The sequence below is a fragment of the Mesorhizobium sp. J18 genome (assembly GCF_007829525.1).
GTDB lineage: Bacteria > Pseudomonadota > Alphaproteobacteria > Rhizobiales > Rhizobiaceae > VLJP01.
In genome coordinates this window covers 1-20356 of sequence record NZ_VLJP01000056.1, presented here as the reverse complement: position 1 = coordinate 20356, position 20356 = coordinate 1, and the positions used below count along the sequence as shown (strand labels likewise).

The 20356-nt window shown below is 61.1% G+C and carries 19 protein-coding genes; 12 read left to right on the top strand and 7 right to left on the bottom strand.

The genetic code is table 11. The features are described from left to right. Nucleotides 1-85: 85 nt before the first annotated feature. The 3 genes from L598_RS17145 to phnN are packed head-to-tail and all read left to right on the top strand — an operon-like array spanning nucleotide 86 to nucleotide 2560. The gene (locus L598_RS17145) at nucleotides 86-793 is read left to right on the top strand and encodes a DUF1045 domain-containing protein (RefSeq protein ID WP_144864509.1); all 708 of its coding nucleotides are present in this window, start codon (nucleotides 86-88) and stop codon (nucleotides 791-793) included. Between the two features lies 1 nt (nucleotide 794). Then, nucleotides 795-1931 carry an alpha-D-ribose 1-methylphosphonate 5-triphosphate diphosphatase gene (locus L598_RS17140; protein ID WP_144864507.1) on the top strand — a complete coding sequence of 379 codons (1137 nt, stop codon included), beginning with the start codon at nucleotides 795-797 and terminating at the stop codon, nucleotides 1929-1931. Further along, nucleotides 1928-2560 carry a phosphonate metabolism protein/1,5-bisphosphokinase (PRPP-forming) PhnN gene (gene phnN, locus L598_RS17135; protein ID WP_144864505.1) on the top strand — a complete coding sequence of 211 codons (633 nt, stop codon included), beginning with the start codon at nucleotides 1928-1930 and terminating at the stop codon, nucleotides 2558-2560. Before L598_RS17140 ends, phnN begins: the two co-directional genes overlap by 4 nt. Nucleotides 2561-2672: 112 nt before the next feature. On the opposite strand, the gene bfr is transcribed toward phnN, so the two are convergent. Both bfr and L598_RS17125 read right to left on the bottom strand, forming a co-directional pair. Then, on the bottom strand, nucleotides 2673-3161 hold the full coding sequence (gene bfr, locus L598_RS17130) for a bacterioferritin (RefSeq protein ID WP_144864503.1): 489 nt from the start codon (nucleotides 3159-3161) through the stop codon (nucleotides 2673-2675). After that, a complete protein-coding gene (locus L598_RS17125; RefSeq protein WP_144864501.1) occupies nucleotides 3127-3438 on the bottom strand; it encodes a (2Fe-2S)-binding protein in 312 nt (103 codons plus the stop codon). The genes bfr and L598_RS17125 overlap by 35 nt, the downstream gene beginning before the upstream one ends. A 467-nt stretch (nucleotides 3439-3905) precedes the next feature. Between L598_RS17125 and L598_RS17120 the strand changes: the two genes are divergently transcribed. The 6 genes from L598_RS17120 (at nucleotide 3906) to L598_RS17095 (ending at nucleotide 10822) form a co-directional block, all read left to right on the top strand. Beyond that, a complete protein-coding gene (locus L598_RS17120; RefSeq protein WP_144864499.1) occupies nucleotides 3906-4964 on the top strand; it encodes a sugar phosphate isomerase/epimerase in 1059 nt (352 codons plus the stop codon). A 99-nt stretch (nucleotides 4965-5063) separates the two neighbouring features. Further along, a complete protein-coding gene (locus tag L598_RS17115) occupies nucleotides 5064-6242 on the top strand; it encodes a Gfo/Idh/MocA family oxidoreductase (protein ID WP_144864497.1) in 1179 nt (392 codons plus the stop codon). A gap of 131 nt (nucleotides 6243-6373) precedes the next feature. After that, nucleotides 6374-7327 (top strand): ABC transporter substrate-binding protein, encoded by a 954-nt coding sequence (locus tag L598_RS17110; protein WP_144864495.1) that lies wholly within the window; start codon nucleotides 6374-6376, stop codon nucleotides 7325-7327. A gap of 176 nt (nucleotides 7328-7503) precedes the next feature. After that, nucleotides 7504-8277: an ABC transporter permease gene (locus L598_RS17105; RefSeq protein WP_144864738.1), complete on the top strand. Its 774-nt coding sequence runs from the start codon at nucleotides 7504-7506 to the stop codon at nucleotides 8275-8277. Then, a complete protein-coding gene (locus tag L598_RS17100; protein ID WP_144864493.1) occupies nucleotides 8274-9050 on the top strand; it encodes an ABC transporter ATP-binding protein in 777 nt (258 codons plus the stop codon). Before L598_RS17105 ends, L598_RS17100 begins: the two co-directional genes overlap by 4 nt. 188 nt (nucleotides 9051-9238) lie before the next feature. After that, nucleotides 9239-10822, top strand: a complete 1584-nt coding sequence (locus L598_RS17095) for a glucan biosynthesis protein D (protein ID WP_144864491.1) — start codon at nucleotides 9239-9241, stop codon at nucleotides 10820-10822. A 64-nt stretch (nucleotides 10823-10886) separates the two neighbouring features. Here the strand turns inward: L598_RS17095 and L598_RS17090 are convergent, their stop codons facing one another. Genes L598_RS17090 through hutI form a run of 5 tightly spaced genes read right to left on the bottom strand, consistent with a single transcriptional unit; the run spans nucleotide 10887 to nucleotide 17493 of the window. Beyond that, nucleotides 10887-12215 carry a YjiH family protein gene (locus L598_RS17090; RefSeq protein WP_246658808.1) on the bottom strand — a complete coding sequence of 443 codons (1329 nt, stop codon included), beginning with the start codon at nucleotides 12213-12215 and terminating at the stop codon, nucleotides 10887-10889. A gap of 55 nt (nucleotides 12216-12270) precedes the next feature. Then, complete coding sequence (gene hutU / locus L598_RS17085; protein WP_144864489.1) at nucleotides 12271-13941, bottom strand: urocanate hydratase; 1671 nt, start codon at nucleotides 13939-13941, stop codon at nucleotides 12271-12273. Continuing rightward, nucleotides 13938-14750 (bottom strand): N-formylglutamate deformylase, encoded by an 813-nt coding sequence (gene hutG / locus L598_RS17080; RefSeq protein WP_144864487.1) that lies wholly within the window; start codon nucleotides 14748-14750, stop codon nucleotides 13938-13940. Before hutG ends, hutU begins: the two co-directional genes overlap by 4 nt. A 2-nt stretch (nucleotides 14751-14752) precedes the next feature. Continuing rightward, nucleotides 14753-16288 carry a histidine ammonia-lyase gene (gene hutH / locus L598_RS17075; protein ID WP_144864485.1) on the bottom strand — a complete coding sequence of 512 codons (1536 nt, stop codon included), beginning with the start codon at nucleotides 16286-16288 and terminating at the stop codon, nucleotides 14753-14755. Beyond that, the gene (gene hutI, locus L598_RS17070) at nucleotides 16285-17493 is read right to left on the bottom strand and encodes an imidazolonepropionase (protein ID WP_144864483.1); all 1209 of its coding nucleotides are present in this window, start codon (nucleotides 17491-17493) and stop codon (nucleotides 16285-16287) included. The genes hutH and hutI overlap by 4 nt, the downstream gene beginning before the upstream one ends. Nucleotides 17494-17571: 78 nt before the next feature. Here hutI and L598_RS17065 point away from each other — a divergent pair, with 78 nt between their 5' ends. The 3 genes from L598_RS17065 to rpe form a co-directional block, all read left to right on the top strand. Then, nucleotides 17572-18939, top strand: a complete 1368-nt coding sequence (locus tag L598_RS17065) for a formimidoylglutamate deiminase (protein WP_144864481.1) — start codon at nucleotides 17572-17574, stop codon at nucleotides 18937-18939. After that, complete coding sequence (locus tag L598_RS17060) at nucleotides 18936-19634, top strand: GntR family transcriptional regulator (protein WP_144864479.1); 699 nt, start codon at nucleotides 18936-18938, stop codon at nucleotides 19632-19634. Before L598_RS17065 ends, L598_RS17060 begins: the two co-directional genes overlap by 4 nt. Nucleotides 19635-19730: 96 nt before the next feature. Further along, nucleotides 19731-20356 (top strand): ribulose-phosphate 3-epimerase (gene rpe, locus L598_RS17055; protein ID WP_144864477.1); only part of this gene is annotated, 626 nt, incomplete at its 3' end.

Here is a 20356-nt window from a genome sequence, read left to right as displayed (position 1 = left end):
TCTGATAGAAGGGTTTTGCTTCGCGTTTTCGTCAATCTGTCATGCAAATCGCCTAATTGCATCGCGAATCGGGCGAGGAACAAACATGCGCTTTGCCATCTATTTTACTCCGGAAAAGGATCATCCGCTGACGCGGAGGGCGGCGCAGTGGCTTGGGCGCGATGCCTTCAGCGGAGAAGTCCTGCCGTCGCCTGCCGCCGGTCCTCTATCGCCCGCAGAAGTCGCCTTTCAGACCGCAGCCGCACGGCGTTACGGCTTTCATGCTACACTGAAGGCCCCGTTCCGTCTTGCCGAGGGCGTCAGCGAAAGCGAACTCATCGGCGCTGTGGAGAATTTTGCCCAATCCCAGGAGCCGGTATGCCTGCCGGAGATCACGCTTCGTCGCCTGGACGGCTTCTTCGCCATCCTGCCGTCACAAGGCTCAGCAGCACTGGCCAATCTGGCCGCGAATGTCGTGACGGCTTTCGAACGCTTTCGGGCGCCTCTGACGGCGGCTGAGATCGAGCGGCGCAATCCGGATGCGCTCACGCCGGGGCAGCTGAAGAATCTCCACAAATGGGGTTATCCTTACGTCTTCGAGGAGTTCCGCTTCCATATGACCTTGACCGGACGCGTAGCCGCTGCAGAACAGGAACGGGTCGCCAAAGCGATCGAGGGTTTTTTCGGGCCGCTGCTTTCCGGGCCATTGGACGTAGACGGCCTTGCCGTTTTTGTTGAGAGCGAGCCCGGTGCTCCGTTCCATATCCGCTCCTTCCATCCGATGGGGCCAATCAGAAAACGAAAGTACGCATAAAATGAGTGAAACTGTATTGAAGAATGCCCGGATCGTGCTGCCCGACGAGGTAATCACGGGCAGCGTGGCGATCCGTGACGGCCGCATCCTGGATGTTTCGGCCGGGGACACGCGCAGGGGCGAGGATCTGGAAGGCGATTTCCTCATCCCGGGTCTGGTCGAGCTCCATACCGACCACCTCGAGGGTCACTACGCGCCACGCCCGAAGGTCCGCTGGAACCCGATCGCGGCCGTGCTGGCCCATGATGCCCAGGTCGCCTCCTCCGGCATCACGACGGTTCTCGATGCGCTTCGTATCGGTCTCGACGGTGACGCCGACTTGACGCCGGCCGACATGCGTCAACTCGCCGATGCCATTGAGGACAGTGTCAAGACCGACCGTTTGCGCGCCGATCACTTTTTGCATCTGCGCTGCGAAGTCTCTTCGCCCGAATGCATGGAGGGCTTCGCTTACTTCGATGGCGATGAACGGGTCAAACTCGCTTCGCTGATGGATCATTCGCCTGGACAGCGCCAGTTCACCAAGATGGAAAGCTACAGGCTCTATTACATGCGCAAGATGAAGCTGACGGAAGAACAATTCCGCCTCTTCTGCGAGAAGCGCATAGAGGAATCGCGTGAAAATTCGGCACCCAACCGGAAGGCTGTGACGGAAGCCTGCCGCGAGCGCGGCATCGTCCTCGCCAGCCATGACGACGCGACGCTGGAACATGTCGAGGAAGCCGTCAGTCAGGGTGTGCGCGTCGCCGAATTTCCCACCACCAGCGTGGCCGCGAAGGCGTCCAAGGAAGCCGGCATGGCCGTGCTGATGGGTGCGCCCAATGTGGTGCGCGGCGGCTCGCATTCAGGCAACATTTCGGCCCGCACTCTGGCCGAAAGCGACAATCTCGACATCCTGTCTTCCGACTACATCCCCTTCAGCCTGATCCAGTCCGCCTTCTTCCTGGGCGAGGTGGTGGAGGGCATTTCCCTTCCCAGGGCTATGGCGATGGTATCCAAGAACCCGGCCGAGGCTATCGGACTGAACGATCGGGGAGCGATCCTTGAAGGGCGCCGCGCCGATCTCGTGCGCGTGCGCGTTGACGAGCATGTGCCGGTGGTGCGCACCGTCTGGCGTGAGGGCCGCCGGGTGGCATGATAGTTTCGGCGACGATCGAGAAGGCCCTTTCCGAACAGGCCTTCCCAATCCGTGACGGCGTATTCGTTGCCGTGGCCGGCCCGTCGGGTGCAGGCAAGGATACGCTGATGGATTTTGCCCGGCGGCATTTCGCTGAGCGCAGTGATGCGATCGTTTTTGTTCGAAGGATCGTGACACGACCCGCAGACACATCGAACGAGGATCACGATACGATCAGCAAGGAGGCCTTCGACAAGGCGCATGCCGAGGGCCGGTTCTCGATATCGTGGAAAGCAAACGGCCTTTGCTATGCTCTGCCTGCCGAGGTCGACGATATCCTACGCAAGGGAGGCGTCGTGGTCGCCAACGTCTCTCGCGCGGCCATTCCTGAGATTGAAGCGCGTTACCGGAATGTGGCGGTCATCATCGTGACCGCTCCTGCTGAAGTGCTGGCGGAGCGGCTCGCCGGACGTGGCCGCGAAAGTCACGACGAAATACTTGCGCGGCTGGAGCGCAATGCAAATTACGCCAATGGTACGCCCGGCGCCACCGTCATCGACAATTCCGGTACCTTGGAGGAAGGCGGCGCGCGCTTTGTCACCGCTTTGTCCAAGGCGCTTGCCTGGAGCGCAGTCTGCGACAGCATTTGAAGCCGTCGCCGATCAAGCTGATCGGAGCCCGAGGCAGCGTCAATTCCGGTACGGTTCTGGCCTCCGGATATGCCGGGGTGCCGGCATATCCGGATCATGGAAATGGCTGCTGCTAGTCCTCGTCCTCGTCGGCCGAACCGGCATTGAGCTGGCCGTATTTCTCTTCGCCGATCGAATTCAGGAGCTCAAGCTGCGTTTCGAGGAAATCGATATGGCCCTCCTCGTCCCTCAGCAGTTCCTCGAAGAGCTTCATCGTCACGTAGTCGCCGAGTTCCTGGCAAATCTCGCGTGATTTCTTGTAGGAGGTGCGGGCGTCGTATTCGCCGGCAAGGTCGGCCTCCAGCACTTCCTTGACGTTCTGGCCAATGCGCAGCGGACCAACCGATTGCAGGTTGGGATGGCCTTCGAGGAAAATGATGCGCTCGACCAGCTTGTCGGCGTGGTGCATTTCCTCGATCGACTCCGCGCGCTCCTTTTGCGCCAGCTTGGTGTAGCCCCAGTCATCGAGGAGACGATAGTGCAGCCAATACTGATTGACCGCGCCAAGCTCCAGAAAAAGCGCTTCGTTAAGCCGCTCTATTACCCGTGGTTCGCCTTTCATGCATTCTGCTCCCGTACTGACCGCGCAATGCACGCACGCGGTCCAGATGTGTCACGATCTCAGCACCGCCGGTGTCCGAACGGCGGTGATACTCTTCGGTTACCCGAATGATCGTATCCACCACATTTGGGAAGCAGCCGCAACAGCGACCACGCTTCTTCAGCGAATGATAGACCTTCGCCGGAACCAGAAGCTGCCAAGGGTCATCATCGAGAAGCGCTATGATCGCCTCTTCAACTTCCTTTTGCGTGACGATGTTGCAGTGACAGACCAGCATGACCCGGACGAACTCTCCTGAACACAAGGATCGCGAGGGCGTCACCTTGTGAGCCGGGAGGTCTGTACAAATGGGGGAGCCTGTCGAATGAAGGCGATTAAGCCTGCCTTGGCGCGCCGCACGGGAGAGGCGACGCGTCTGGGTCGACATGGCGCCGCCCAATTGACAGGGTTAAAGGCCCCGACATCAAAGCGACGCATCCTTCGGACACGAGCGCATAAAAGCCGTTCGCAAATGACCTGTCAATCCAAACCTGACAAAACTTATCATCTATAGTTTGGAATGATTCCAAACTATCTGCAAAATCCCACCCGTTCCTCACGGAAAGGAACCCCAATGGGGATCACAATAAGGCGGGCGGGGGCGATAGGGGGTTGAGGGAACCCCTAATTTGTGAAGGATTAAGCGAGCTTTTTGCGAAGCGACGGTCATGCTTCGCATTTCCACAGATCGGGAGGATTGGCTTGATGCCGGCGACGATGAAGGGGCCTGCGATTTTTCTTGCGCAATTCGCCGGAGACGAGGCGCCGTTCAACAGTTTGCCTTCGATCGCCAGATGGGCCGCCGCACTGGGTTACAGGGGGATCCAGATTCCGACCTGGGACAGCCGGCTATTCGATCTCGACAAGGCCGCCGCCTCCAAGGATTATTGTGACGAGGTAAAAGGCGTCTGCGAGGAGGCCGGGGTCGAGATCACCGAGCTTTCGACGCATCTGCAAGGCCAACTCGTCGCTGTTCATCCAGCCTATGATGCCCAGATGGACGGTTTTGCGCCGGAAAAGGTGCACAACAATCCTCGGGCGCGCCAGGAATGGGCGGTCGATCAGGTCGTCAGGGCGGCGAAGGTGTCGCGCATGATGGGCCTTGATGTCAGCGTTTCCTTTACCGGATCACTTGCCTTCCCCTATCTCTACCCTTTCCCGCAACGGCCGGCTGGCCTGATTGACGAGGCATTTACCGAGCTTGCCAGACGCTGGAAGCCGATCCTTGACGCCTATGAGGACCAGGGCGTCTATGTCGGCTACGAGATTCATCCCGCGGAGGACGTCTTCGACGGGGTGACCTTCGAGATGTTTCTCGACGCGCTCAAGGGGCACAAGCGCTGCACGATCAATTACGATCCGTCGCATTTTCTGCTGCAGCAGCTCGACTATCTCGCCTTCATAGACATCTATCACGAGCGCATCACGGCCTTTCACGTCAAGGATGCCGAATTCAACCCGGATGGGCGACAGGGTGTCTATTCCGGCTATCAAGGATGGCTGCAGCGCGCCGGCCGGTTCCGCTCGCTCGGCGACGGACAGGTGGATTTCACCTCCATCTTTTCCAAGCTGGCCCAGTATGGCTACGATTCCTGGGCGGTGCTGGAATGGGAGTGTTGCCTCAAGCATCCGGAGGACGGCGCGGCGGAAGGCGCCCCTTTCATTGCCTCCCACATCATCCGCGTGACGGAAAAGGCGTTCGACGATTTTGCGGCCGGCAAAGCCGACCGCGACCTGCTTCGCAGGATGATGGGCATCGATTAGGATCCTGACCCTCGTTCCACGGTTGGGGGACGGAGACGGTGGCGGACGGGGGCCGACGCCACCGTCTCCAACTAAGCTAGCTGACAGGAGGGAAATCGCATGGTCACTGGGTTGAGGGCGCAGGCTGGCGGAGACGTGATCCGTCTCGGCATGGTGGGCGGCGGACAAGGTGCCTTTATAGGCGCTGTCCATCGCATCGCCGCGCGGCTCGATGGCGAATTCCAGCTTGTCGCCGGTGCCTTGTCTTCCGATCCCGAGCGCGCGAAGGCTTCCGGCACCGAACTCGGCCTCGATCCGGAACGGATTTACGGGTCCTTCGCCGAGATGGCCAAGGCAGAGGCAAAGCGCGCCGACGGCATCGAGGCTGTCTCGATCGTGACGCCCAACCATATGCATTGGCCTGCCGCCAAGGCGTTTCTGGAGGCAGGCATCCATGTCATATGTGACAAGCCGATGACCTCCAACCTGGCCGATGCGAAGAAGCTGGCGGCGTTGGTGAAGAAATCCGGCATGCTTTTCATCCTGACGCACAACTACACCGGCTATCCCATGGTGCGGCAGGCACGCGAGATGATCCAGAAGGGCCTGCTTGGCGAGATTAGAGTTGTGCAGGCCGAATATCCGCAGGACTGGCTGACCGAGAAGGTGGAGGATGCCGGCTCGAAACAGGCTGCGTGGCGTACCGATCCGAAGCAGTCCGGCGTCGGCGGCGCGACGGGCGATATCGGCACCCATGCCTATAATCTGGCCCGCTTTGTGACCGGCCTTGAGCTCGACAGTTTGGCCGCCGACCTGACTGCCTTCGTCGAAGGCCGCAAGCTCGATGACAATGCTCATATCCTGCTGCGCTTCAAAGGCGGCGCGAAAGGCATGCTGTGGGCGAGCCAGGTCGCCCCGGGCAACGAGAATGCCTTGAAGCTGCGAGTCTATGGCAGCAGGGGCGGGCTGGAATGGGACCAGGAGCAGCCGAACCATCTCTGGTTCACGCCCTTCGGCAAGCCGCGCCGATTGATCACCCGCAACGGCGCCGGCGCGGGTGCGGCGGCAGGCCGCGTGAGCCGTGTACCATCTGGCCATCCGGAGGGCTATCTCGAAGGTTTCGCCAATATCTATGCCGAGGCCGCACGTGCGATCCGTGCTGCGCGGCGCAAGGGCGGATCGGCAGGGAGGGATGTTGTCTATCCGACGGTCGAGGACGGCGTAGAAGGGGTTGCCTTCGTCGAAGCCTGCGTCAAGTCCTCGAAAAAGAACGCGGCCTGGACCAGGCTGGCGCGCTAGGCGATCTTGGCAATAATCAGGCTGCCCGCCGGCAGATCGCTGACGGCGAGCAATCCTCTTGCTCCGATGCACCAATGATGCAAATCTCCAAACGGGAGGATCGATAACCAGAACACGCATGGAGCGGGAACATGAAATTCGGATACGGGATCGGGGCCGCTTTCGCGGCCATATTGGCAAGCCTCGCCACGGCACAGGCTCAGGAGCCCACGAAAGTGGCAATAGGAATGAGCGGATGGACCGGCTTCGCCCCGCTCACGCTCGCCAAGGAGGCCGGACTTTTCGAGAAGAACGGTCTTGATGTCGAGATCAAGATGATCCCGCAGAAGGACAGGCATTTGGCCATCGCCTCGGGCGATATCCAATGCGCCGCCACGACCGTCGAGACCTTCATGATCTGGAATGCGAACGGCGTCGCCGTGAAGCAGCTCTTCCAACTCGACATGTCTCACGGTGCCGATGGAATGGTTGTCCGCAACGATATCGAAGCGATCGCCGACCTCAAGGGCAAGACGGTGGCGGCTTCCGCGCCGGGCACCTCGCCCTATTTCGTGCTTGCCTGGATGCTCAACGAGAATGGTCTCAGTCTGGACGATGTGAAAATCGCCAATCTGGAGCCCTCTGCCGCCGCCCAGTCCTTCATCGCCGGGCAGAACGACGCTGCAATGACCTACGAGCCTTACCTTTCGGCTGTGCGCGACAATCCTGATGCGGGCAAGATCATCGCCACCACCATCGACTATCCGGTCGTGATGGATAGTTTCGGCTGCACGCCGGATTTCATCTCGTCCAATCCGGAAGCGGTGAAGGCGCTCGCCAAGAGCTATTATGACGCCCTCGACATGATCGATACCGATAAGGCGAAAGCCTATGAAATCATGGGCGCGGGCGTGAAGCAGAGCGGCGAGGAATTCGGCAAGTCTGCCAGCTACTTGGAATGGCAGGACGAAGAGGCCAACGAGGCCTTCATGGCCGGCGGTATCGAGGAATTCTACGCCAAGGCAGGACCCCTTCTGAAGGATATCGGCATCATCAAGGAAATTCCCGCGACTGCCGATTTGGTCGATACAAGCTGGATGGAATAACCCTTCCGGTTTTGATATCGGAGGCGGCGCGCAGGTAGCCGGACTACAACGGTCCGTCCTCGCGCCGTCTTGCTGCATTCCTGCCCAGTCGGAGAAATCGATGAAGCCAGCTTCCTGTCAATCAGCGGGGGTTAGTTCCTATGGCACGTGAGGCTGCCGAAAAGCCCGGTTATTACCTGCGCCCCTTGAAGCCGGTGCCCACAGCTTTGCGGGTTTTGCTCGGCATCCTTTTCTTCATTCTCTTCGTGGCCGGCTGGTCTTTCGTGACCTTTGGCGGGTTCGTATCCCCCCTGTTCCTCGCAAGCCCGCTGCGCATGGTCGAGGAGGGCTGGAGCCTGCTGACCGAATACGGCTTCATGGCTGACATTGGCATCACCATCTGGCGTGTGTTGGGCGGTTTCGTCCTGGCAGCGATCGTGGCGGTGCCTCTCGGCATTGCCATGGGAGCCTGGAAGGCTGTGGAAGCCTTTTTCGAGCCCTTTGTTTCCTTCGCCCGCTACCTGCCGGCGTCCGCCTTCATTCCGCTTCTGATCCTGTGGGCCGGCATCGGCGAAACTCAGAAGCTGCTTGTCATCTTCATCGGCTCGGTCTTCCAGATCATTCTCATGGTCGCGGTGACTGTAGGCCAGACGCGAAGGGACCTCGTGGAAGCCGCTTATACGCTCGGCGCAAGCGACGCCGGCATCGTCAAACGCGTGCTCATCCCCGCTTCCGCGCCGCAGATCGCGGAGACGCTGAGGCTGGTGCTGGGCTGGGCATGGACCTATGTCATCGTCGCCGAGCTTATCGGCTCCTCCTCCGGCATCGGTCACATGATCGTCGATTCACAGGCGCTGCTGAATACCGGTCAGATCATCTTCGGCATTATCGTCATCGGCCTGATCGGCCTTGTTTCCGACTTTCTCTTCAAGGAGGTGAATCGCCGCCTCTTCCCATGGAGCTTTGCATGAGCGCGGTGGTGATCAAGAATGTCTCGCGCATCTTTCCCGGCGTGCGTGGCGGCGTGCCGACCAAGGCCCTGACACCGATAAATGTGTCCGTCGCGGAGAATGACTTCGTCACCATCCTCGGACCGTCGGGTTGCGGCAAGTCGACCCTGCTCAGGATCGTGGCAGGTCTCGAGGAGCCCACGACGGGTTCTGTTACCGTACGCGGCCGCACGGTCACCGGGCCGGGCGCCGATCGCGGCATGGTCTTTCAGTCCTATACGCTTTTCCCCTGGCTCACGGTGGCTCAGAACATCGCCTTTGGCCTGCGTGAGAAGAAGATGTCCAAGGGCGAGCGTGACGCCATCGTGGCCGACTACGTCTCCAAGGTCGGGTTGACCGGCTTCGAGGAGCATTGGCCGAAGCAGCTTTCGGGCGGCATGCAGCAGCGCGTGGCTATAGCACGGGCGCTTGCAAACGACCCGGCCATATTGCTTCTTGACGAGCCTTTCGGTGCCTTGGACAACCAGACACGGGGCCTGATGCAGGAGCTTCTGCTGACGATCTGGGAAGCTGAGCGCAAGACCGTCCTTTTCGTTACGCATGATATTGAGGAAGCGATCTTTTTGGGCAGCCGCTGCCTCGTGATGACCGCCCGGCCCGGACGCATCAAGGCCGATGTCCAGATACCGCTCGCCCATCCCCGGCACTATCGCATGAAGGCCGAACCGGACTTCCTCGAACTCAAGATGCGGCTGACGGAGGAAATCCGCGAGGAAGCGAAGAAAGTCGCTTAGTCTCCGGCGCGTTCACAAACTGCTACATGATGTGACCTGTTCAAGCCGTGACAATCTTGCACGGCGGCAGACAGACGACTAACTATCGCCGCGAAAAGCTCATCGGGACGCTTCAACGGGAATCCAGATTCCCGACCGGTCGCCCGCGATCGTTGCGACCGACACCAATCGACGGAGATTTCTTAGGCATGGCTGAGATCAACCGCCGGGACACGCTTTCGCTTCTCCTTTCGTCCTTGCTCGCAACGACCCTTTCAGCCCGTGCGTCCGCAAACGACAAAGATGCTTCCACGAGCGAGCATCTTACATTCGGCCCGCCTCAAGCCTTCAGCTTCGATGCCTTGAAGCAGCGCGCGGAAGTCATGGCCGGAGAACCGTGGAAGGACGGCAAGTCCCCTTACGGCGAAATCCTTCAGAAGATTGACTATGACGCTTTCCAGAAGATCGTATTCAACAAGAATGATGCTCTTTGGAATGACGGCAAAGGCGGCTCGCCGGTCCAGCTTTTCCATCTTGGGCGATACTTCCAGGAACCGGTCCACATACATGTCGTGGAGGGCGGAACGGCGCGTGAAATCCTCTATCGGCAAAGCTATTTCAGCATGCCGCCGGACCATCCCGCCCATGCGCTTCCGGACGATATCGGCTTTTCCGGTTTTCGCCTGCACGAGCAGTCGCAGGACTATGACTGGCTGGCCTTTCTTGGCGCTTCCTATTTCCGCTCCTCCGGCTCCCTCAACCAGTATGGTCTGTCTGCGCGGGGGCTGGCCGTGGATACGGCGCTGCAGAAGCCTGAAGAGTTTCCACGCTTTTCCGAAATCTGGCTGGAGCGGAAGGAAGGAATAAACGACCGCGTTCTCGTCTATGCGCTTCTCGACAGCCCGAGCATTACCGGCGCCTATTCCTTTGATTGCTCAAAGACAAAAGGCGTCATCATGGACGTGGACTGTTCACTCTATCCGCGCAAGCCGATCGAGAGGCTTGGCATCGCACCTTTGACTTCGATGTATTGGTATTCGGAAACGGTCAAGCAGCAGGCGATCGACTGGCGGCCGGAAATCCATGATTCCGACGGGCTGGCCATCTGGATGGGCAACGGAGAGCGTCTGTGGCGTCCTCTCAACAACCCGCTCTGGACCGTTACCAACGCCTTCCTGGACGAGAACCCGAAGGGTTTCGGCCTTCTGCAACGTGATCGTGATTTCAACCACTATCAGGACGATGGGGTCTTCTATGATCGCCGCCCCTCCGTCTGGATCGAACCGCGAGGAAATTGGGGCAAGGGGCAGGTTCAACTCGTCGAGATCCCGACCGATGTCGAAATCCATGACAACATCGTCATGTACTGGGTGCCTGACGGTGCCGTCGAGCCGGGCCGTACTCTGGATTTTTCCTACCGCATGTTCTGGGATGCCGACGAGCCTTTCCCGGCCGATCTCGGCCGGGTGGTTGCCACCTATACCGGTATCGGCGGCATTCCCGGCCAGGATCGACCTGAAGGCGCGGTACGCTTCGTGGTCGATTTCCGCGGTGAGAAGGTTCGGAATGCCCGCCGCGGGCAGGCAAGGCCCAGGATCACGCTCTCACGCGGTGAAGTCGCGATATCGGACGCCTATCACGTTGTCGATCAGCCCGGCCTGTTCCGTGTCTTCTTCGACACAATCGTGGAAGGATCCGAACCGATCGACATGCGGATGTATGTCGAAGGCAATGACGGCACGGCGCTGACTGAAACCTGGCTCTACCAATATTTTCCGCAACCCTTCAGTTGAGGATCGGCAACCGGCGGTCTCTACGCCGTTCGCGCGCCGCAGCTCAGTATCGGCTCAACCGGTGTCAGGCGAGCCAGCCGAGGCCGAACGCCAACCAGGCAAGGCCTGCCGACAGCACGATGCTGAGCGCGGTGCGGATGTACCAGATCACGATCATGTCACGGAAACGGATCGGGATGCTGGTCGCCAGCACGCAGGGGATCGAGGCTGACAGGAACAAGACCTGGCTCACCGAAACAACCGCAGCGGTGAATTTGACCACGATGTCGGCGTCTTTGAGCAGCAGCGCCGGGAGGAACATTTCGGCAAGACCGGATGCCATAGCCCGGGAAGCCTCCATGGCTTCCGACAGGCGCCCGATCCAGGCAAACGGATAAAGCAGCACGCCGACTGCATCGAAGATGGGCGTGTATTTCGCAGCCAGGAGTCCCAGCAGTCCCACCGCCATGATGCTCGGCAGGATGATCGAGGCCATGCGCAGCCCATCGACGAAAGTGTCCGCCAGGTTCCGCAGCAGGGGCGGGGCGGATGCGGCTTGTTTTAGCCCCTCGTCGAACGCTGTTTGCAGACGGTTACGTCCCTGCGGCAATGGCGGATCTGTGCGGTCGCCATGCTCGAGACTGGCAAGTGGCCAGAGCCGCGCCGATATGGCCGTAACGACGAATGTCACCACCAGCGTGCCCCAGAAGTAGAGATTCCAGCTATCCATCAGTCCGAGGGTTCTGGCCACGATGATCATGAAAGTGGCCGAAACGGTGGAGAATCCGGTAGCGATGATCGCTGCCTCCCGGACCGAATATTTGCCTTGCTTGAACACGCGGTCGGTGATCAGCAGCGCAATCGAATAGCTGCCGACGAAGGAAGCCACGGCATCGATGGCCGACCAGCCTGGCGTGCGCCAGACCGGACGCATGATCGGCTGTACGATGACGCCGGTGAATTCGAGCAGACCGTAGCCGACGAGGAAACCCAGAGCCAGCGCGCCGATCGGCACTATGATGCCGACCGAAAGCACCAGTTTGTCGAACAGGAAAGGCAGCATGTCAGGTGCAAAGAGTGCTGCTGGTCCGATGCCGGTGAGATACATTGCCGTGAAGACGACACCCAACAGCCTCAGGATGGAGAATATGATCGCGGCAGTATCCTCGCGCCACCGCCCGGCAATGAAGGGCGCAATCGCACCGTAAAGGATCAGCGCGCAGACGAATACGATTGCAGCCGGCTTGGCAAAGGTGGTCACCGCGTTGGCGGCGTGATCGAGCGGAATGGTGGTTTTGCCGCCGATGGTGACCGGCACGAAGAAGGCAAAAATACCCACTGCGCTGCAGAGAATGAGCTTCAGCAGGTTCTGCACCTGGCTGCCACCGGTCATGATCATCGAATTATTCGTCACGCCTGATCTCCTTGTCCGGTTTCGATGTCGTCAGTTGCCGGCTCGTTTGCCGGCATCAGGGCAGGATGCCGGGAAGGTTCAACTGATGCTCACGCGCACACTCGAGTGCGGTTTCGTAGCCCGCATCGGCGTGGCGCATGACGCCGGTCGCCGGATCGTTCCACAACACCCGCTCGAGCCGCCGCGCCGCCTCCGGGGTGCCATCGGCGCAGATCACCATGCCGGCATGCTGCGAGAAGCCCATGCCGACGCCGCCACCATGATGTAAAGATACCCAGGTCGCGCCCGAGGCACAGTTGAGCAGGGCATTGAGCAGCGGCCAGTCGGACACCGCGTCCGATCCGTCGATCATCGCTTCCGTCTCCCGGTTGGGGGAAGCCACCGAGCCGGAATCCAGATGGTCTCGGCCAATAACAACGGGTGCCTTCAGCTCGCCTTTCGCCACCATCTCGTTAAAGGCAAGACCGAGGCGATGACGGTCGCCGAGGCCGACCCAGCAGATGCGTGCCGGCAAGCCCTGGAAGGCGATGCGCTCGCGCGCCATGTCGAGCCAGCGATGCAGGTGGTGATTGTCGGGTAGGAGCTCCTTCACCTTCTCGTCGGTGCGATAGATGTCCTCAGGGTCGCCGGAAAGCGCCGCCCAGCGGAAGGGGCCTATGCCGCGGCAGAAGAGCGGCCTGATATAGGCCGGCACGAAGCCCGGAAATGCAAAGGCATTGTCAAAGCCTTCCTCCTTCGCCACCTGGCGGATATTGTTGCCATAGTCGAGCGTCGGAATGCCGTCGTTCCAGAAGGCGACCATGGCCTCTACATGCTCGCGCATGGAGGCGCGCGCAGCCTTCTCCACCGCCTTCGGGTCGCTCTCGCGTTTTTCGCGCCATTCGGCCAGGGACCAGCCTTTCGGGAGATATCCATTGAGCGGGTCGTGCGCCGAAGTCTGGTCGGTCACGATATCCGGCCTTACTCCGCGCTTCACGAGCTCAGGCAGAAGCTCTGAGGCATTGCCGAGAAGACCGACCGACTTCGTCTCGCCTGCCTTGGTCCAGCGCTCGATCATCGCCAGTGCATCGTCCAGCGTCTCGGCCTTCTCGTCGAGATAACGGGTTCTCAAGCGGAAGGCGATGCGGTCGGAATCGCATTCGATGGCGAGGCATGAGGCGCCGGCCATGACTGCGGCCAACGGCTGCGCGCCTCCCATGCCGCCAAGCCCGGAGGTCAGTATCCACTTGCCCTTGAGATTGCCATCGTAATGCTGGCGGCCCGCCTCGACGAAAGTCTCGTAAGTGCCCTGTACGATTCCTTGCGTTCCGATATAGATCCAGGAACCGGCGGTCATCTGACCGTACATCATCAGGCCCTGACGATCGAGCTTGTTGAAATGATCCCAGGTCGCCCAGTGCGGCACGAGATTGGAATTGGCGATCAGCACGCGCGGCGCATCAGTGTGGGTGCGGAAAACGCCTACCGGCTTGCCGGACTGGACGAGCAGCGTCTCGTCCTCCTTCAATGTCTTCAGCGTGGCGACGATACGGTCGAAATCGTCCCAGGTGCGGGCCGCGCGGCCGATGCCGCCATAGACGACCAGTTCGTTCGGATTCTCCGCCACGTCGGGATCGAGATTGTTCATCAGCATCCGCAACGGAGCTTCCGTCAGCCAGGAAAGCGCGTTGAGATCGGTGCCGCGCGGCGCACGCACCTCACGGATATTGTGGCGGGGATTGTTCATCGGACCTCTCCGGATTTCAGTGTCAGCGCGAGCTCTTCGAGCCGCTCCAGGATGGAGCGCAGATGGATGCGCAGCTTTTCGGCCTTGCCTTCGTCATAGGCGAAGGGCGGTTCTTCGGTCTCCAGATGCGTCGCCTGTGCGAGTTCCATCTGGATGGCATGGACGCCTTCCTGCGGCCGGCCGTAATGGCGGGTCGTCCAGCCGCCGCGGAAGCGGCCGTTCAGAACGTGAGAATAGCCCGAGGCATCGGCACAGATCGCGGCTACTGCCGTTTCGATCTCGGGGGCACAGGTGCTGCCGTTGTCAGTACCTATATTGAAATCCGGCAGGCGGCCTTCGAACAGATATGGGCAGACCGAGCGTATGGAGTGGCAATCATAAAGTATGGCCACGCCATGCAGTTTCTTCACCCGCTCGATCTCCTCGGCGAGAGCGGCGTGATAAGGTTGATGGAAGAGCGACCGCCGCCTTTCTATCTCGCTATCGTCAGGCTCGCGACCTTCCCGCCAGATTTGCTGATTGTCGAAATCGGTGAGCGGCACGAGTCCGGTCGTGTTCTGTCCTGGATAAAGGCTCCGGCCCGAGGGATCGCGATTGGCGTCTATGACATAGCGATGGAAGTGCGCTCGAACCGTGGTAACGTCGGGCAGCAAGCCGTCATAGAGGCGATGGACATGCCAGTCCGTGTCACGCAGCCGGTGCCCTTCCTCGTTCAGATCGTCCCAGATATCGGGTGGCACCTCGGTGCCTGTATGAGGCAGGCCGAGGATAACGGGTGAAGAGCCCCGCCTGACTTCAACAGGGGCCATGATCACGCTTCCAGTCCCGGCAATATGCCTTCCGACACGCTGGCATTCAGGTCGCCGGAACGCACCAGCTCGATTGCTGCCTCGAGATCCGTGGCCATATAGCGGTCCACTTCGAGTTCCGGCACGACCTGCCGGATCGCTGCATGTGCCTTTTGAAGCTCCGCGCTTGTCTTCAGCGGCGCGCGCAGATCAATGCCTTGTGCGGCGGTTACGGCCTCGATGCCGATAATGCCGAAAAGATTATCTGTCATTGCGATCAGCCGCCGTGCCCCATGGCAGGCCATGGAGACGTGGTCCTCCTGGTTGGCGGAAGTCGGTGTGGAATCCACCGATGCCGGATGCGCCATCTGCTTGTTTTCCGACATCAGCGCGGCCGAAGTGACCTCGGCAATCATCAGACCGGAATTCAGCCCCGGCTTCTTGGCGAGGAAGGCCGGCAGGCCGAAGGAGAGCGCTGGATCGACCAGGAGCGCAATGCGTCTCTGGGCGATCGCGCCGATCTCGCAAATAGCGAGCGCTATCTGGTCAGCCGCGAATGCCACCGGCTCGGCGTGGAAATTGCCCCCGGAAACGACGGACCCGTCCGAAAGCACGAGCGGATTGTCGGTGACCGCATTGGCTTCCGTTTCCAGAGTCCGTGCAGCCTGCCGCAGGACGTCCAGCGCGGCGCCATCCACCTGCGGCTGGCAGCGGATACAATAGGGATCCTGCACCCGCTCGTCACCCTCGCGATGGCTTTCACGGATTTCCGAACCATCCAGCAGGCACCAGAGTGCTGCTGCGGTGTCGATCTGGCCGCGATGGCCGCGCAGCGTGTGGATTTCCGGATGGAAGGGCGCCGAAGAACCCATGGCCGCATCGGTCGAAAGCGCTCCGGTAATCAGCGCCGAACGCGCGGCGCGATGCGCTCGGAACAGGCCCGCGAGGGCGAGGGCAGTCGAGACCTGCGTGCCGTTGATCAGCGCGAGCCCCTCCTTGGCTGCGAGCCTGACCGGTTCGAGACCGGCCTTTTGAAGAGCCGAGCGTGCCGGCATGGGGGTGCCTTCATAAAAGACTTCGCCTTCGCCGATCATGGCAGCGGCCATATGGGCCAGTGGCGCCAGATCGCCCGAGGCGCCGACGGAACCCTTTTCGGGAATGACCGGAAGGACATCGCGCTCCAGCATCGCCTCGATCAGCCGCACGATCTCAAGGCGGACACCCGATGCTCCGCGGCCAAGCGAGACGAGCTTCAGTGCCATGATGAGCCGTACGATATCCGGTCCGAGCGGCGCGCCGACCCCGCAGCAATGCGAAAGGATCAGGTTGCGTTGAAGGGTAGCGACATCGGCGGCCGGGATGCGCATGCTGGCGAGCTTTCCAAAGCCCGTATTGACGCCGTAGACCGGCTCATCACCGCCAGCTATCTCGCCAATACGCCGGGCGGAGGCCTCAATCCGCTCATCGAAGGTGGGATCGACGCGCACGCTCCCGGCTTCACGATAAATCTTCATCAGGGTTTCGAGCGAGACGGCGCCCGGTTGCAGAATGAGGGTCATGATACCGCCTCGACCATCCGTCGGTGAAGGGGGTTGAAGCCAATACGATAGGCAAGCTCGGCCGGGTGTTCGACATCCCAGATGGCGATCTCGACGCGCTTGCCGGGTGCTATCGTGCCGATTTCCCGATGTAGGCCCAGTGCTCGCGCGGCATTCCTTGTCACGCCGGCCAGAGCCTCCTCCGGCGTCAACCGGAAGAGGGTCGATGCCATATTGATGGTCAGGAGCAGCGAGGCGAGCGGCGAGGAGCCGGGATTGCAATCCGTCGCGATCGCGATCGGAACGCCTGCTTCACGCAGAGCTGCGACGGGCGGAGCCTGCTTCTCGCGCAGTGTGTAGAAGGCCCCAGGCAGCAAGACGGCTACGGTGCCGCTCTTCGTCATGGCGGCCACGCCTTCCTCGTCCAGATATTCGAGATGATCGGCAGAGAGCGCGCCGTAGGAGGCTGCGAGTTTCGCTCCGTCGAGATTGGAAAGCTGCTCGGCATGCAGCTTGACCGGCAGACCGAGCGAGCGCGCCCTGTCGAAGACGCGGGCCATCTGTTCCGGTGAAAAAGCGATGCCCTCGCAGAAACCGTCAACGGCGTCGACCAGCCCTTCTTCCCGGGCAGCTTCCAAGCCCGGCAGCACCACCTCGTCGATATAGGCATCGGCGTGGGACTTGTATTCGGCCGGAACCGCATGCGCGGCGAGATAGGACGTGACGACCCGGATCTGGCGCATGGTTCCCAGCCGGCGAGCCGTACGCAGCATCTTCAATTCGTCCTCGATCGTCAGGCCGTAGCCGGACTTGATCTCGATCGTCGCGACACCCTCGGCGATCAGAGCATCAAGCCGCGGCAAGGCGGCTTGGACAAGCTGGTTCTCATCCAGATCGCGGGTGGCAGAAACGGTCGAAACAATGCCGCCGCCGGCGCGCGCGATCTCTTCATAGCTGGCGCCCTCCAGCCGCATCTCGAACTCACGGGCGCGGTTTCCGCCAAAGACCAGATGGGTGTGACAATCGACAAGTGCGGGGGTCGCCAGGCGGCCATCGAAATCCTCCGCCTCAGCCTTGCGCCACTCGGCGGGGAGGTCCTTTTCCTGTCCTGCCCAAACGATCCGGTCATCCTCGACGGCGACGGCACCGCGATCGACAAGCCCGTATGGGCCCATATTCAGCTCCATCGTCGCAAGACGGATTCCCGTAATCGTCTTCCGGGCCATCGGCTGCTATTCCCGTTTCTTGTATGGACTTAACGCTATTATGTCTATACAAATCAAGTCAAACGGAAAGTGTTGCCGATGCCCGAAATTTTTGCGCGCATAGCCCTCACCCCGCAAGGCTGGCTTAAGAATGTGCAGGTCTCCATCGACGCTGACGGCCGTATCGCAACGGTCGACTCGGAGACGCGGCCTGGCCCCGAGATGACACAGGTGGACGCGCTTCTCCCTGCACTGTCGAACCTCCACAGCCATACCTTTCAGCGTGGCATGGCGGGGCTGGCCGAAAGGCGCGGGCCGGCTGGGCGTGACAGTTTCTGGACCTGGCGCGAGATCATGTATCGCTTCCTCGATCTGCTTTCGCCCGAGGACATCGAAGCGATCGCCGCCTTCGCATTCATGGAGATGCAGGAAGCAGGCTTCGCGGCCGTGGCGGAATTCCACTATCTGCACCACCAGCCGGGCGGAGCGCCCTATGACGATGTCGGCGAATTGTCGGCGCGCATTGCCGCGGCGGCTTCGCAGACGGGTATCGGCCTGACCCTTCTTCCGGTTCTTTATCGTCATGGCGGCGTCGATGGCCGCCCGCTTGCCGGTGGGCAGTTGCGTTTCGGCAATGATCTCCCCGGGTTCGAAGCCCTCATGGCGCGTGCCGCGACCATTCTGAAGGCCCTGCCGGTTGATGTCGGTCTCGGTGTGGCGCCGCATTCCCTTCGCGCCGCCAATCGTGACGATATCCAAGCTGCGCTGGCCCTGCGGCCGGAAAGCCCTTTCCACATGCATATCGCGGAGCAGGAAGCCGAGATAGACGAGATGCTGGCGGTCCATGACGCGCGGCCTGTCGCCTGGCTGCTCGACACTTTCGAAGTCGACCGCCGCTGGTGCCTCATCCATTGCACACATATGTTGCCGGAAGAGACCATCGGCCTTGCCCGTACGGGGGCGGTTGCCGGGCTCTGTCCGGTCACTGAAGCCAATCTCGGTGATGGTATTTTCGACGCTCCGCGCTTCGTGGAGGCGGGCGGCTCGTTCGGTGTCGGCTCGGACTCCAATATCCGCATCAGCACAATCGAGGAACTGCGCCAGCTCGAATATTCGCAAAGGTTGCGCGACAGGGCGCGTGTCGTCCTTGCCGGCCCAGGGGAATCCGCCGGCCGCGTGCTCTACGGCAAGGCTCTTGCCGGCGGCGCGCAGGCATTGGGCCGTGAATGCGGTACCATCACTCCCGGCGGGTTAGCCGACCTTGTGGCGATTGATACGGAACGCCTGCCCGGTATCAGCGATGGCGACGGGATCCTCGACGGCTGGGTCTTTTGCGGCAATGGTAGCGCTATCACGGATCTGTGGAGTGCCGGGCGTCACATGGTACGCAGCGGCCGGCACATCCATGCAGGCGAAATCCGCGCCCGGTATCGCGAGACCATGCGCCTGATAATGGACCGGCTGTGAAAAACGGCCGCATTTCCTTCCGCGTCATCAAGGAAGAACTGGCGCGTCGCATCGCGGAACGCGTCTGGGCGCCGGGCACGCTGATCCCGGGGGAAGAAGTCCTTGCCCGCGAGTTCGGTGCGGCCCGGGCAACGGTCAATCGCGCCTTGCAGGAACTGGCGCGCTCGGGTCTCGTGGAGCGCCGGCGCAAGTCTGGCACGCGCGTCGCCTTGCACCCGCTACGCGAGGCGCGTTTCGTTATCCCCATTGTGGGCAATGAGATAACCGCCCGTGGCGCGGAATACCGTTACAGGCTCCTCAGCCGCACGATCGACAGGCCTCCGGAAGTGATTGCGGCCCGGCTCGGGCTATCGCTGAGCGAGCTTGTGCTTCACGTGCGCTGCTTGCATCTGGCTGATGGGGCGCCCTATCAGTTCGAGGATCGCTGGATCAATCTCACAGCTGTTCCCGCGGCACGTCAGGAGAGCTTCGAAACGATAGGCCCGAACGAGTGGCTGGTCACCCATGCGCCTTTCTCCGACGCGGAATTCACCTTCATGGCAGCAGCGGCCAATGAGGAGGAGGCGCGTCTTCTCGATGTGAGCGCTGGCGCTCCCCTGTTCGTCGGCGAACGCATTACATGGCTGAAGGAGAAGCCGATCACGTTGGTGCGCATGGCACATCCCGGGACCCATCGGATGGTAACGCGCCTGTAGCGCCCGCAGGCTTGCCGCTCGACATTGTCTGCGTGAGAAGCTAGTCAGGCCGGATGCCTGAGGAGGCTTTCGCCTCACGCCTGGAGCCTGATATCCATGACCAAGCCGCTTCTCATCGCGCCGTCGATCCTGTCGTCTGACTTCTCGCGCTTGGGCGACGAGGTGGAGGCGGTGGCGACGGCCGGCGCCGACTGGATCCATCTCGATGTCATGGACGGCCATTTCGTCCCCAACATCACCTTCGGCCCGCCGGTCGTGAAAGCGGTCCGCAACCGCACGGACAAGGTCTTCGACTGCCATCTGATGATCGCCCCGGCTGACCCCTATCTTGCCGCCTTTGCCGAAGCCGGCTGCGACATCATCACCGTCCATGCCGAAGCCGGACCGCATCTCGACCGCTCGCTGCAGACGATCAGGAGCCTCGGCAAAAAGGCTGGTGTCTCGCTCAACCCGTCGACGCCGGAAAGCGTCATCGAATATGTGCTCGACCGGCTCGACCTCATCCTGCTGATGACGGTCAATCCGGGCTTCGGGGGCCAGGCCTTCATCCCGGCGGTGGTGGAGAAGATCCGCCGCGTCAAGGCGCTGGTCGGTGAGCGGCCGATCGATATCGAGGTCGATGGCGGCGTCACGCCGGAGACGGCGCCGCAGGTGGTTGCCGCCGGCGCCAATGTGCTGGTCGCCGGCTCCGCCGTCTTCAGGGGCAACGGCCAACACGCATA